This window comes from Haemophilus sp. HN_Hi16 (assembly GCF_049823435.1).
Taxonomy (GTDB): Bacteria; Pseudomonadota; Gammaproteobacteria; order Enterobacterales; family Pasteurellaceae; genus Haemophilus; species Haemophilus influenzae_D.
Window position 1 is genome coordinate 978661 of record NZ_CP187500.1, and the last position, 14259, is coordinate 992919.

Here is a 14259-nt window from a genome sequence, read left to right on the forward strand (position 1 = left end):
TACCTAGTAAATGAAGGTAGTAGAATGATTAAACAAAGAACATTAAAACAAAGTATTAAAGTAACAGGCGTTGGCTTACATAGCGGTAATAAAGTGACATTAACCTTACGCCCAGCTATGCCAAACACAGGTGTTGTTTATTATCGTACAGATTTAAACCCTGCGGTGGCATTCCCTGCCGATCCTAATTCAGTGCGTGATACAATGCTCTGTACAGCACTAATTAATGATCAAGGTGTTCGCATTTCTACAGTTGAGCATTTAAATGCAGCTTTGGCAGGGCTTGGTATTGATAATATTATTATCGAAGTTGATGCACCTGAAATTCCAATTATGGATGGCAGTGCGAGTCCGTTTATCTATTTGTTGTTAGATGCGGGAATTGAAGAACAAAATGCAGCGAAAAAATTTATTCGCATTAAAGAATATGTACGAGTTGAAGATGGCGATAAATGGGCTGAATTTAAACCTTACAATGGTTTTCGTTTAGATTTCACTATTGATTTTGACCATCCTGCTATTGGCAAAGATGTACGTAACTATGAAATGAATTTTTCCGCCCAAGCATTTGTTCATCAAATTAGCCGAGCAAGAACTTTTGGCTTTATGAAAGATATTGAATATCTTCAATCTCAAGGTTTAGCATTAGGTGGTAGCCTTGATAATGCGATTGTTCTTGATGATTATAGAATCTTAAATGAAGATGGCTTACGCTTTAAAGATGAACTTGTTCGTCATAAAATGTTAGACGCAATTGGCGATCTTTATATGGCTGGTTATAACATTATCGGTGATTTTAAAGCCTATAAATCAGGTCACGGTTTAAATAACAAGTTACTTCGTGCTGTTTTAGCAAATCAAGAAGCGTGGGAATTTGTAACCTTTGAAGATAAAGCGCAAGTGCCACAAGGGTATGTTGCTCCAGTGCAAGTGCTTATTTAATTGTTTTATTGTTGAAAAAGCTATATTTCTGGTAGGAAGTATAGCTTTTTTATTTCATCTCGTGCTTAAATGGCGAATCTACTAAAAGTGCGGTCAATTTCGTGGGATTTTTTATAAGGAAGCATTATGGCATTAGAATTATCTGACATTCGCCAACAAATTACGCAAATCGATCGTAGTTTGTTAAAGCTACTTTCGGAGCGTCATCGTTTGGCGTTTGATGTAGTAAGAAGCAAAGAAGTGACGCAGAAGGCTTTACGTGATGTCGCGCGTGAGCAGCAACTTTTACAAGAACTAGTGCAATTTGCTGAAAATGAAAATTATCAGCTTGAAGCACAATACATTACTTCAATTTTCCAAAAAATTATTGAAGACTCGGTATTGACCCAGCAAGTCTACTTACAGAATAAACTTAATGAACAACGTAATCAAAATTTACATATCGCTTTTTTAGGTAAACGTGGTTCTTATTCTAATTTAGCTGCACGTAATTATGCTGCTCGTTATCAAAAACAATTTGTAGAACTAGGATGTCAGTCTTTTGAGCAAGTATTTGAAAAAGTTCAGACTGGAGAAGCTGACTTTGGTGTATTGCCTTTAGAAAATACAACATCGGGTGCAATTAATGAAGTTTATGATTTACTTCAGCATACTGATTTATCATTAGTGGGAGAGTTGGCTTATCCAATCAAACACTGCGTGCTTGTCAATGATAAAACAGATTTGAGTCAAATTGATACGTTGTATAGTCATCCTCAAGTGATTCAACAATGTAGTCAATTTATTCATAGTCTTGATCGCGTGCATATTGAATATTGCGAAAGTAGTTCACACGCAATGCAATTAGTCGCAAGTTTGAATAAACCTAATATTGCAGCATTGGGCAATGAAGACGGTGGAAAATTGTATGGACTTAGTGTATTAAAAACTAATATTGCTAATCAAGAGAACAATATTACACGTTTTATTGTGGTGGCTAAAGATCCTCGCGAAGTTTCATCACAGATTCCCACAAAGACCTTATTATTAATGACAACTTCACAGCAAGCTGGCGCATTAGTGGATGCTTTATTGGTGTTTAAAAAGCATCAAATCAATATGACAAAACTGGAATCTCGACCGATTTACGGTAAGCCTTGGGAAGAAATGTTTTATCTAGAAATTGAAGCAAATATCCATCATCCAGATACAAAACAGGCTTTGGAAGAATTAAAAGGTTATAGCAATTACTTAAAGATTTTAGGTTGTTATCCTAGTGAGATTGTAAAGCCTGTGAGTGTATAAAAAAGTGCGGTCAATAAAAATAATATTTTTATGACCGCACTTTTTATATTTTTTTGTTCCGTTCTAAGGATTTATGTTGAATTTGTACTGTTTTTCCTTTGGCTTGAAAATATTCGCCTAATTGTTGAGCAATATAAACGGAGCGGTGTTTTCCCCCAGTACATCCAATGGCAATCGTCAAATAGCTACGGTTATTTTTTTCTAACATCGGTAACCAAGTATCAATGTAATGACGAGTGAGATAAATAAATTCATTGACTTCTGTATGACTATTTAGAAATTCTGCGACAGGGGCTTCTAATCCAGTCATTGGGCGTAATGTTGGATCCCAATGAGGGTTAGGCAAAAAGCGGACATCGAAAACATAATCCGCATCTAAAGGAATCCCATATTTAAAACCAAAAGATTCAACAATAATTTTTAATTCTTTTTCACTATTATAGCGTAAAAATTCGCGTAATCGTTCTGCAAGACTATGCGTAGAAAGATGGGTGGTATCAAGAATAAGATTTGCGTGTTGAATCAATGGCTCAAGATAGCGATATTCTTCATCTATTGCAGCTTCAAGAGATAGATCTTTTAATGAAAGCGGGTGCAAACGGCGTGAATCACTATATCGGCGAATCAGGGTAGCACGATCAGCCTCTAAGAAAATGATTTTAATTTGATGATGCTTTTGTAACGTTGAAAGGGTTTGCTCAAGAGAATTAGCGGAGTTTGGAATATTACGAATATCGAGACTAATGGCGACCGAAGATTGAGATTGAGATTGAGACAGAATATCAGTCAATTGAGGAAGCAAATCTAAAGGAATATTATCAACACAGTAATATCCTGTATCTTCTAATGCTCGTAAGGCTACAGATTTTCCTGCACCAGAACGCCCACTAATAATGATAATTTCCATAAATTTCCCCACTGTAATTATTCTTTCACTTCTTCAAGTGTTGTTTCTGATTGATCGATAATTTCAAAAACTTGCCAAATTTCATCCGCACTTTTAGCTGAACGTAATTGCTTCAACACATTTTTATCAGTCAGTTTTTCTATTAATGATGCTAAAACTGGAATGTAGGTTTCACATTGATTTTCTGGAATCAGTAAGGCAAAGATTAAGTCCACTGGTTTACTATCAACAGCATCGTAATCAATCGGATTATCGAGTTGCATAAACACTGCGATTGCTTTATCTGATACTGTTACGGGGATTTTTGCTTTTGGCATTGCAATCCCATTTCCTAAACCAGAATTCCCCAGTTTTTCACGTTCAAAAAGACATTCAAAACAGGCTTGTTCGCCTTGTTCTGCAAGAACTTGTTCCACCACAAAATGTGAAATAGATTCAAATAATCGTTTTTTGCTAGAAAAACTAACGCCCTGACGAATATTCTCAGGGCTTAATAGTTCAGTTATTTTCATTTTTATAATTTGAATTGTTCGCCAAGATAAACGCGTTTAACCTGTTCATCGTTCATCACTTGTTCCGGTGTACCTGTTGCGATAATTTTACCTGCGCCAACAATATAAGCACGTTCGCAAACATCAAGGGTTTCACGAACATTATGATCGGTAATCAAAACACCTAATCCTCGGTTACGTAAGTCGGTGATAATTTTTTTAATATCGCTCACAGAAATAGGATCTACACCAGCAAAAGGCTCGTCTAATAGAATAAATTTTGGATTTGCCGCTAAGGCACGTGCGATTTCTACACGGCGACGTTCGCCGCCTGATAAGGCTTGTCCTAAATTATCTCGAATATGAGCAATGTTAAATTCTTCAATTAATTCATCTGCTTTTTCACGACGTTGTTGCGGGGTTAAATCTTTACGGATTTCCAATACCGCCATCAAATTTTCATAGACAGTCAAACGGCGAAAAATCGAGGCTTCTTGCGGTAAATAACCAATGCCACGTTGCGCACGATTATGCATTGGGAGCAAACTAATATCTTCGCCATCAATAACAATTTTACCTTGATCTTGGCGAACAAGCCCAACGACCATATAGAAAGTTGTTGTTTTCCCTGCACCGTTTGGCCCGAGTAAACCGACAATTTCATTAGAATTTACGGTTAAACTGACATCCGAAACAACTTTACGACTTTTGTAGCTTTTAGCTAAATTCTCTGCAGTCAAAATTGACATAGATTACTTCCCTTTAGCTTGTTGTAATTGAGATGGAATAAGAACTGTTGTTACCCGTGATTTTCCATTACCATTAGCTTTAAGTTGTTGTTTCTTCACATCATAGGTAATAACACTGCCATTAATTTTACTATCAAGCTGCTTTAATTCGGCATTGTTAGTTAATGTTAAAAATTCGCTGCCAAGATCATAATGAACTTTATTTGCTTTTCCATCTATTGGAGTGCCATTATCTAACTGTTGATGGAATGTGACTGGCGTACCGAATGCTTCTACAGTTTCTTTTTTCCCTGATTTTTCAGCGGGACGAGTGATAACAACTTTATTTGCTTTAATGATGATAGATCCCTGTGTAATTACTACATTATCTGTGAATGTCACTACACTTTTTTCCATATCTAAGGATTGATTATCCGAAACGATATTTATCGGCTGATTAACGTCATCTTTCAATGCAAAAGCTGAACTTGATGCTAATACCATCGTTGCAAGAAAAAGAATTTTATTGCTTACTAACTTCATAATATGTTTTTACCTGTTCCTTTAATGTCGCCACTTGTTGGCGTAAATTTCCGACTAATTTTAATCCTGTAGAACTAAAATTTTTACCCTTAATTTTAACCTGTGTTTCGGAAGTCATATCCTGTGTTTTTAAATTGACGACCGCTGATTCTGTTTCAATGCGTTGCAAACGAGAATCTGATGTTAAACTTTGCACGACGACATTACCCTCTAAATACAATATTTGATCTTTTGTCAATCTTGCTTGATTTGCGCTTAATTTCCAGTTTTGTGTGCTAAAAAAATCTACATTTTGATTGGGATTTTGTTCCTTTTCATTTGATGTTGTGGGATATAAATAAACTAAAGGCGCGGTAAAAAGGGTTTGTTCATTGACTGTATAATGCTCAATTTTATCGGATAAAGCCAAATATTGTTTTTTACCCTCAGGGGAAAAAACCGTTGTTTCCATTTTATAACCCACATAATCAGGACTATCTGGTTTTTTCACAAGTTCAGATAAATCTGCGGTTTCCTGATTTAAGGAATAAAACCACGCCAAAGCACAAAGTGCGATAACGCCCAAAATTACATTCCAACGAATATTCATTTTATTTCAATCACTTATCCACAAAGTGCGGATGAAAATTTCAATGTTTTTAATCTTCCAACATTAATACCTTGAGCATTTGATAAATTTCTCGATAGGCTTTTGATGGTTTATTTTGTTCCAGTTCTTTTTGTGCAGAACGAATCAGATTGCGTAGTTGCTGACGATCGCCATCAGGATAATCATTTAGTAAATCAGTTAAAGCCACATCACCTTTTTCCACCAATTCATCGCACACTTTTTCGATTTTGTGCAACATAGCTTGTTGTTGATTATGCTTATTTTCAATTTTATCTAAGGCTTCACGAATAGGTTCAACATCAATTCCACGCAATAATTTACCGATATATTGTAATTGACGGCGGCGAGCTTCTTTTTGTAAACGCTGTGCAAGTTCAATGGCATCAAGTAAGGATTCATTAAGTGGAATTTTTGCCAGATTGTTTTTCGTGAGATTGACAATTTTTTCGCCAAGTTGTTTTAAATCTTCCGCATCGCGTTTGATTTCGCTTTTACTCACCCAAATAATTTCTTCTTGATCTTCATCTTCCCAATCGAAAACTTCTTTTTTCTTACGTTTTGCCATTTTTTATCCTTTATGAAAATTGGCGTGCATTTTACCATAAACTTTAAAAATAAGATAAAATGTTGAAAATTTTTAATAGGAAAAAATAATGAAAACAGCCGAAAATTCAACCGCACTTTTAAAAGCACAAGAACAAGAATTACGCCAAGCCGTCAGTTTTGCAGTGGCGTTAGCAACGAAAGCTGGCGCAAGTGCAGAAGTTGCGGTCACAAAAGTGAGCGGTTTATCCGTATCTGCTCGTTTGCAAGAAATTGAAAACGTAGAATTTACTAATGATGGCGCATTGGGGATTTCTGTTTATATGGGGCAACAAAAAGGCAATGCCTCGACTTCCGATTTAAGCGAAAGCGCAATTAAAAATGCAGTGGAAGCCGCACTTGCTATTGCAAAATACACCTCGCCTGATGATTGCACAGGGTTGGCTGATAAAGATCTAATGGCTTTTGATGCGCCTGATTTAGAGCTTTATCATTCTGCTGATATAGATGTTGATAAAGCGACGGAATTGGCACTTCAAGCAGAACAAGCCGCTTTGCAAGCGGATAAACGCATCGTAAATAGCAACGGAGCAAGTTTTAATTCACATACAGGCGTGAAAGTGTATGGAAATAGTCACGGTATGTTGCAAAGTTATTTATCAAGCCGTTATTCCTTATCTTGTTCGGTTATTGGTGGCGTAGAAGATGCCTTAGAAAATGATTACGAATACACGATCTCTCGTGAATTCGATAAACTCCAATCGCCCATTTGGGTTGGCGAAAATTGTGCAAAGAAAGTCGTTTCTCGTTTAAATCCTCAAAAATTGAGTACACGAGAAGTGCCTGTCATTTTCTTAAATGATGTTGCAACTGGTCTTATTTCTCATTTTGCTGCTGCAATAAGTGGTGGCAGTTTATATAGAAAATCGAGTTTCTTGCTCGAACATTTGGGTAAACAGGTCTTACCTGATTGGTTCAATATCAGTGAGAGACCACATTTATTACGTCGTTTGGCTTCAACGCCTTTTGATAGTGAAGGTGTTCGTACGCAAGATCGTGAAATTGTTGAAAATGGGGTATTACAAACTTATTTAGTGACAAGTTACAGCGGTAAAAAACTCGGTATGTCAAGTACCGGTCATGCTGGTGGCATTCACAACTGGCTTGTTAAGCCAAATTTAACTGGAGGATTGACCGCACTTTTACGTCAAATGGGAACGGGATTGTTAGTAACGGATGTGATGGGACAAGGTGTCAATATTGTTACGGGCGATTATTCTCGTGGCGCATCAGGTTTTTGGGTAGAAAATGGCGAAATTCAATATCCCGTCGCCGAAATTACCATTGCGGGGCAACTACAAGATATGTTGAAGAATATGGTTGCTGTAGCTGACGATATAGAGCATCGTTCTAACATCCAAACTGGTTCTATTTTGTTAGATAAAATGAAAATTTCTGGAAATTAAGAAATATTTTTGAAATTGAGAATAATTCTTATTGACAATGACTAAATATCTGTTACTATACGCACATCTGTTGTTGCTCCAACAGGTAGAGTAGAAAGTAAATTCGTTAGGGTTGAAAAAGGCTGAAGGTTTAAACTTCAGCCTTTTTTTTGTAAAATAGCAAACGATTTTATCCCCTGTCATTTCATAAGGAAACACAATGAAAAAACACCACGTAGATGTTTTAATCTCAGAGAATGATGTTCATGCGCGTATTGCTGAATTAGGTGCTCAAATTACAAAATTTTATCAAGAAAAACAGATCGATAGCCTTGTTGTCGTAGGGCTTTTACGTGGTTCCTTTATGTTTATGGCGGATATCGTTCGTCAGATAAATTTACCTGTGGAAATTGAATTTATGACCACTTCAAGTTATGGCACAGGCATGACCACGAATCACGACGTTCGTATTACTAAAGATTTGGACGGCGATATAAAAGGTAAACACGTTTTAATTGTGGAAGATATTATTGATACGGGTTATACCTTGGAAAAAGTGCGTGATATTTTGAATTTGCGTGATCCTGCGAGTCTTGCAATTTGTACGTTACTTGATAAACCTTCTCGCCGCGAAGTGGAAGTGCCTGTTGAATGGGTTGGTTTTGAAATTCCTGATGAATTTGTGGTGGGGTATGGTATCGATTACGCGCAACGCCATCGTAATTTAGGCTATATCGGTAAAGTTGTTTTAGAAGAATAATTTGATTTTATTGAAAAGTGCGGTTGAAATTTTAAATGAATTTTTAACCGCACTTTTTTATATTATTTCATTTCATTTCATTTCATTTCATTTCATTGCTATTTTCTCGATCACTTGCTAAATCTTTTTACAGCAAATACAGCCGTTATATTGATAATCTTGCAAGGGCAATTTTCTTATTTTTCGGCGGCTATTTAGTTTATTCAGGCGTGCTAGCCACTGCAGCCGCATTTTAATTACCAAAACGTATAAAATATAACGAAAGAAAACTTGTTATTTTTGCTGAAGTTGATAGTCTCCAAACACTTTAATCAGTTTTGGAGATTTTTTATGTTATTAGTCAATTTGGCGATATTTATTGCTTTTTTATTGCTGTTAGCACAGCTATATCGCAAAACCGAAAAATTAGGGCAAACGGTATTTATCGGTTTATTGCTCGGTTTGCTTTTTGGTGCGGTATTGCAATCCGCTTTTGAAAAACCTTTGTTAGACAAAACTTTAGATTGGATCAATGTGGTCGGTAACGGTTATGTTCGTTTATTGCAGATGATCGTGATGCCGTTGGTGTTCGTGTCGATTTTATCTGCTATCGCTCGTATCAATCAAACCAGATCATTGGGCAAAGTCAGCGTTGGCGTGTTATCCACCTTGCTGATTACCACCGCCATTTCCGCGGCAATTGGGATTGCGATGGTGCATTTATTTGATGTGTCGGCGGCAGGATTAATCGTGAGCGATCGTGAATTAGCGGCTCAAGGCAAAGTGTTAGATAAAGCAGGGCAAGTGTCTAATTTAACTGTGCCTGCGATGTTGGTGTCCTTTATTCCGAAAAATCCTTTTGCTGATCTCACGGGTGCCAACCCAACGTCCATTATTAGTGTCGTAATTTTCTCAGCATTACTTGGCGTGGCGGCTTTGAGTTTAGGCAAAGAAGATCAAGCACTTGGTGAACGAATTGCACAAGGTGTAGAAACTTTAAACAAATTAGTGATGCGTTTGGTGCGTTTTGTGATTCGCTTAACCCCTTACGGCGTGTTTGCGTTGATGATTAAAATGGCTGCCACCTCAAAATGGGCGGATATTGTCAATTTGGGCAATTTTATTGTGGCTTCTTATGCTGCTATTGCCTTAATGTTTGTGGTTCACGGCATTTTATTGTTCTTCGTTAAAGTCAATCCTGTGGATTACTACAAAAAAGTGTTGCCAACCTTAAGTTTTGCGTTTACATCTCGCTCAAGTGCGGCGACAATTCCGTTAAATATTGAAACGCAAACCGCAAAATTAGGTAACAACAATGTCATCGCCAACTTTGCTGCCACATTCGGTGCCACTATCGGACAAAACGGCTGTGGCGGCATTTATCCAGCGATGCTTGCTGTAATGGTCGCCCCAATGGTCGGCATTGACCCTTTTAGCTTCAGCTACATTCTAACCTTAATTTTCGTGGTCGCCATTTCTTCATTCGGCATCGCAGGCGTAGGTGGCGGAGCCACATTCGCCGCTATCGTCGTGCTATCTACGTTAGGTTTACCACTGGAATTAATCGGTTTACTCATTTCCATCGAACCGCTCATCGATATGGGACGTACCGCACTTAACGTAAACGGTGCCATGGTGGCAGGCACGATTACGGATCGCTTGCTAAATAAGTAACTGGAAATCAATAAAAAAATCTGCAATTGAGAATTCAGTTGCAGATTTTTTATCGCTCAATACTTTTGACTAAAAAGTGCGGTGGTTTTTTTCAGTGTTTTATAACTTAAATCGATGAATAATTTGATTTGCTGAGCCTCGCCAAACTAAACTTGGGTCTGCCTCTTCTTGAATAAATTTCCCATCAATTAATACATCAATATAAGGCAACATAGCACGTTGTTGTTCATCTAATTCATCTAGCTTATAACCCGTCCAAACCCAGATGTCTTTATCGGGGCATTCTCGTTTTACGCGTTGCACAAATGGCAATAATGTTTCTACGTTGAGGGGATGAAGTGGATCGCCACCTGAAAGCGTCAGCCCTTGGCGTTTAATGCGAGTGTCTTTTAAATCATTGATGATTTGTTGTTTCATTGCTTCATCAAATAATACACCCGCTGAAAATGACCAACTTTTTTGGTTGTAGCAGCCTTTGCAAGCGTGCGTACAGCCACTGACGAAAAGTGTGCATCTTGTGCCTTCGCCATTGATAACATCGGTCGGGTAGTATTGGAGGTAGTTCATTTCATAAAAATCCTGAAAATGTGGCTTAAATTCTCGCCAAATTCACCGCACTTTTGAATTAGTCTTTGCAATAGGGCAATAAATTCTGCATAATAGCGAGCAATCGCATTTGCGATATCAATGGAAACTTTCTCGGTCTCTCGCAACGGTGTCTGGTTTACTCGGTCAGGTTCGGAAGAAAGCAGCCAAAGTCGGAATTACTGTGTGCCGAGAAGAAGCTGGGAAAGTTTCCGCCCCTTATACTCGTTCAACCAATCTTTTAAAGAAACCATTTTCTTTTGTGATTAAGCTACTGTAATCGCCTTCTTCGATTAATCTTCCGTTATCAATTACACAAATTTTATCGAATTGTTCAATTGAACTTAGACGGTGAGTGACCATAATTAGGGTTTTATTTTCAGCGTGTTGCAGAATTAAACGTAAAATTTGACGTTCAGTTTCGCGATCTAAACCTTCTGTTGGTTCATCCAATAATAAAATTGGCGCATTATTGAGTAAAATACGTGCTAAACCTAAACGTCGTTGTTCTCCGCCAGAAAGCGGACGACCGCCATCTCCCAGCCAAAGATTTAAACTATCTTCTTGCTCAAGTAATTTACTTAAGCCAACTTGATGTAGAACTTCAATCATTTTTTTATCAGAAATTTCATCCGCACTTGCAAATTGTAAATTTTGACGAAGTGTATCACTGAATACGTGAACGCGTTGAGTTAAAAAACAAATTTGGTTACGCAATGTATTTTCTGAATAGGTAGAAATGGGTTTTTCTGCTAATAAAAGCTCACCTTGATTTGCATCATAATTGCGTACTAAAAGTTGAAGAAGTGAAGATTTCCCACTTCCAGTTTTGCCTAAAATAGCAATTTTTTTGCCCTGTTCTAAATCTAATGTAAGATTTTTTAATACGAGTGTTTCTTGTTCGGGATAGGAAAAATTTAAATTCTTCGCAGAAATTAACCGCACTTTTGTTTCAAATTCCTCGTTACCATTAAACTCGACAAGCGGTTTTTGCTCAATGATTTCGGTCACTCGCTCTGCTGCCGCAATAACTTGACCTATGTGTAAAAATGCCGCACCTAATGGCATGATTATCTCAAAGGCGGCAAGTGCAGCAAAAGTGAAAAGTGCAATATAAGCCGTGCGATATTCATCTGTACCAAAATCGGCGTTACTTGCAAACCATAGCATTCCAGAAATCAACAGACCATTAAGAAAGAGAACAAGTGCGGTAGAAAATCCGCTTAATTTTGCTTCTTTGGCTTGATCTTCCTGCCATGTTTTTTCTGTGACTGACATTTTCTCTTTTAATTTATCTTCTGCATTAAATAATAAAAGCTCGGCTTGTGCTTGGATAAATTCTAAGAACTGGGTTCGATAGGTTGTGCGTGCTTGGATTAAGCGTTCGCCAAATTGCTGTCCTAAGCGATAAAAAATGGTTGGGATAATTATTAATAAAATCAACAAAAATAAGCCTAAACCAAGTGCGAGTGGAATATTGATAAAGCTAAGTCCAATCGTCATGGCAATGATTACAAATGCAGCAGTGAAGAATGGTGCAAGTAAACGTAAATAGAGGCTATCAAGTGTATCAACATCGGACACTAAACGATTTAACAAATCGCTGTTACGATAACGATTTAATACCGCTGGGCTTAAAGGAATGATTTTTTCAAATACTTGTACGCGTAATTTGGACAATATGCGGAATGTTGCATCATGCGTCACTATTTTTTCAAAATAGCGCATGACGGTTCGCCCGATAGCTAAACCTCGCACACTGGCTGAAGGGTAGAAAAAGTTAAATAGAGTGCCTAGTCCTGCAATGGCTGTAGCGGCTAAAAACCAGCCTGAAACGGTAAGCAACCCCATGCTGGATCCCAATCCTAAAATCATCAGCACCAAGCCTAAAATAAGCGGAAATTTGGCGAATTTAAATAAACGTATAAAGGGAAGTAATGTGCGCATTATTGGATATCCTGTTGTCGTTGAGCGAGTAGTTCAGCAAAGAAACCTTCATGTTGTAATTCGGCAAATTTACCTTGCTGTACTATTTCTCCTCGTTGCATCACAAAAATTTGATCACATTGTTTCAAATCTTCAATTCGGTGTGTAATCATCAGTGTAGTTTGATGCTGGCTTGCTTCATTCAATGCTTGTAAAACAAGATTTTCTGATTGCGCATCTAAGCTTGCGGTTGGCTCATCAAGCAGAAGCAAATCGCCTTTGCGTAACAAAGCACGAGCAATGGCAAGGCGTTGCGCTTGTCCTACAGAAATGCCTAATCCACCATCTTTGATTTCGTGATGAAGTCCAAGTTTATCGGTAAATTCTTTCGCTTGAGAATGCATTAATGCTTGATTAATTTCTTCATCGTTGGCTTGAATATTGCCAAGTAGTAAGTTTTCCTTAATTGTGCCTTGTAATAACAATGGATTTTGTCCTACCCACGCAATATGTTTTCGCCAGTCAGCTAGATTGCTTTCGCGAAGTTCTTGACCATTAATTTTGAGCGAGCCTTTATAAGGTAAAAAGCCCAAAATAGCATTTATTAATGAAGTTTTACCTGCACCACTTTGTCCTACAAGTGCAACATTGTGATTTGCTGGAATTTGGAAGTTTAACGGCTTGGTTAATGCTGAACCCTGTGTCGAAAGCACCACTAAATTTTCGGCAGAAATTTCAACCGCACTTTCTAAAGAAATTGTTTTTTCATTTTGATGAACGGTTAAATAATCAGCTTCTAAGAAATCAACAATGGCATCTGCTGCACCAATACCCGCTGCGCGGTCGTGGTAATAAGTGCCGAGATCACGCAAGGGTTGATAAAATTCAGGCGCAAGAATTAAACAAAAGAAACCTGTGAAAAGTGTAAGCGGTGCATTATAGGTGCCAAATTCAATTTGACCTAAGTAGCTAAAACCAAAATAGACCGCCATCAGTGCAATGGAAATAGAGGTAAAAAATTCCAATACAGCAGAAGAGAGAAAAGCGAGTTTTAGCACATCCATTGTGGTCTCACGAAAATCTTCAGTGGCGTTTTCAATATGCTCAGTTTGTTCAGAAGTGCGGTTAAAAAGACGCAAGGTTTCTAAGCCGCGTAAGCGATCTAAAAATTGGGCACTTAGGCGAGAAAGGGTATCCATATTTTTTTGGCTGTTGTCAGCCGCAGCAATACCAACAATGATCATAAATAGAGGAACAAGCGGTGCAGTAATCATTAAGATTAAGCCTGCAGCCCAGTTCAACGGAAATACAGCAATGAAAATAACCACTGGAACAATGGCTGAAAGGCTTTGTTGAGGCAGAAAACGGGCATAGAAATTATGTAAGTTTTCTACTTGTTCTAACATAATGCTTGCCCAACTTCCAGCTGGTTTTTGATTAATTGTCGCAGGGCCGACAAGATGAATTTTATCCAGAATTTTTTGACGAATATGGTTGCGTAATAATTGTCCGCTTCGGAAACCAATTTTTTCTCGTACCCATAAAATAATAGCACGCATCCCGAAGCCGATAATTAGCCCGAGAAAATAAGGAATAAGTTCATCACGAGGCACATTTTGCATAATCAGTTTATCGAGCAACGTCGCAAGAAAATAAGTTTGCGCGACTAAAATGAGTGCAGAAAGCGTAGCGAGAGCAATGTTTGCACGCATTAATTTTTTGATAGGTTCTTGTTGTGCGCGAAGCCATTGTTGTAAATATTTTTGACGAACTTTATTCATAGGTTTATCGAGATATAGAAAAAGTTCCCCTCTTTTAAAAGAGGGGAATTAGCTAGAAAAT

General features: G+C 37.7%; 14 protein-coding genes and 1 other RNA gene. 6 read left to right on the top strand and 9 right to left on the bottom strand.

The window, feature by feature from the left end; translation table 11 throughout:
• The first annotated feature begins 24 nt into the window (after window positions 1–24).
• Both lpxC and pheA read left to right on the top strand, forming a co-directional pair.
• On the top strand, window positions 25–942 hold the full coding sequence (gene lpxC / locus ACPT9C_RS04850) for a UDP-3-O-acyl-N-acetylglucosamine deacetylase (RefSeq protein ID WP_042593786.1): 918 nt from the start codon (window positions 25–27) through the stop codon (window positions 940–942).
• A 126-nt stretch (window positions 943–1068) separates the two neighbouring features.
• Window positions 1069–2226, top strand: coding sequence for a prephenate dehydratase (gene pheA / locus ACPT9C_RS04855; RefSeq protein ID WP_050949346.1), 1158 nt, complete (start codon window positions 1069–1071; stop codon window positions 2224–2226).
• Window positions 2227–2269: 43 nt separating this feature from the next.
• On the opposite strand, the gene rapZ is transcribed toward pheA, so the two are convergent.
• From rapZ to yjgA, 6 genes are read right to left on the bottom strand one after another with little or no spacing between them, the layout of a single operon-like run.
• Entirely contained in the window at window positions 2270–3133 is an 864-nt protein-coding gene (rapZ, locus tag ACPT9C_RS04860; RefSeq protein ID WP_050949347.1) for an RNase adapter RapZ, read from the bottom strand.
• 17 nt (window positions 3134–3150) lie between these two features.
• Window positions 3151–3645, bottom strand: coding sequence for a PTS IIA-like nitrogen regulatory protein PtsN (gene ptsN / locus ACPT9C_RS04865; RefSeq protein ID WP_032824651.1), 495 nt, complete (start codon window positions 3643–3645; stop codon window positions 3151–3153).
• A 2-nt stretch (window positions 3646–3647) separates the two neighbouring features.
• Window positions 3648–4373, bottom strand: a complete 726-nt coding sequence (gene lptB, locus ACPT9C_RS04870) for an LPS export ABC transporter ATP-binding protein (RefSeq protein WP_005670728.1) — start codon at window positions 4371–4373, stop codon at window positions 3648–3650.
• Window positions 4374–4376: 3 nt separating this feature from the next.
• Window positions 4377–4895: a lipopolysaccharide transport periplasmic protein LptA gene (gene lptA / locus ACPT9C_RS04875; RefSeq protein WP_050949348.1), complete on the bottom strand. Its 519-nt coding sequence runs from the start codon at window positions 4893–4895 to the stop codon at window positions 4377–4379.
• Entirely contained in the window at window positions 4876–5484 is a 609-nt protein-coding gene (gene lptC / locus ACPT9C_RS04880) for an LPS export ABC transporter periplasmic protein LptC (RefSeq protein ID WP_011272406.1), read from the bottom strand. The genes lptA and lptC overlap by 20 nt, the downstream gene beginning before the upstream one ends.
• 49 nt (window positions 5485–5533) lie before the next feature.
• A complete protein-coding gene (gene yjgA / locus ACPT9C_RS04885) occupies window positions 5534–6070 on the bottom strand; it encodes a ribosome biogenesis factor YjgA (RefSeq protein ID WP_042593792.1) in 537 nt (178 codons plus the stop codon).
• A gap of 88 nt (window positions 6071–6158) precedes the next feature.
• On the opposite strand from yjgA, the gene pmbA reads away from it, so the two are divergent.
• The 3 genes from pmbA (at window position 6159) to ACPT9C_RS04900 (ending at window position 9906) form a co-directional block, all read left to right on the top strand.
• Window positions 6159–7514, top strand: coding sequence for a metalloprotease PmbA (gene pmbA / locus ACPT9C_RS04890; RefSeq protein WP_050847225.1), 1356 nt, complete (start codon window positions 6159–6161; stop codon window positions 7512–7514).
• Between the two features lie 199 nt (window positions 7515–7713).
• Complete coding sequence (hpt, locus tag ACPT9C_RS04895) at window positions 7714–8253, top strand: hypoxanthine phosphoribosyltransferase (protein WP_050847226.1); 540 nt, start codon at window positions 7714–7716, stop codon at window positions 8251–8253.
• Window positions 8254–8583: 330 nt separating this feature from the next.
• Window positions 8584–9906 (top strand): L-cystine transporter, encoded by a 1323-nt coding sequence (locus ACPT9C_RS04900; protein ID WP_005690669.1) that lies wholly within the window; start codon window positions 8584–8586, stop codon window positions 9904–9906.
• Window positions 9907–10005: 99 nt separating this feature from the next.
• Here the strand turns inward: ACPT9C_RS04900 and nrdG are convergent, their stop codons facing one another.
• Window positions 10006–10473: an anaerobic ribonucleoside-triphosphate reductase-activating protein gene (nrdG, locus tag ACPT9C_RS04905; RefSeq protein WP_050949349.1), complete on the bottom strand. Its 468-nt coding sequence runs from the start codon at window positions 10471–10473 to the stop codon at window positions 10006–10008.
• A 129-nt stretch (window positions 10474–10602) separates the two neighbouring features.
• Here nrdG and ffs point away from each other — a divergent pair.
• Window positions 10603–10701: signal recognition particle sRNA small type (ffs, locus tag ACPT9C_RS04910), an RNA gene on the top strand.
• Between the two features lie 9 nt (window positions 10702–10710).
• On the opposite strand, the gene cydC is transcribed toward ffs, so the two are convergent.
• Window positions 10711–12438, bottom strand: a complete 1728-nt coding sequence (gene cydC, locus ACPT9C_RS04915) for a heme ABC transporter ATP-binding protein/permease CydC (protein WP_050949350.1) — start codon at window positions 12436–12438, stop codon at window positions 10711–10713.
• Window positions 12438–14198 carry a heme ABC transporter permease/ATP-binding protein CydD gene (gene cydD, locus ACPT9C_RS04920; RefSeq protein ID WP_061671336.1) on the bottom strand — a complete coding sequence of 587 codons (1761 nt, stop codon included), beginning with the start codon at window positions 14196–14198 and terminating at the stop codon, window positions 12438–12440. The genes cydC and cydD overlap by 1 nt, the downstream gene beginning before the upstream one ends.
• Between the last annotated feature and the right edge of the window lie 61 nt (window positions 14199–14259).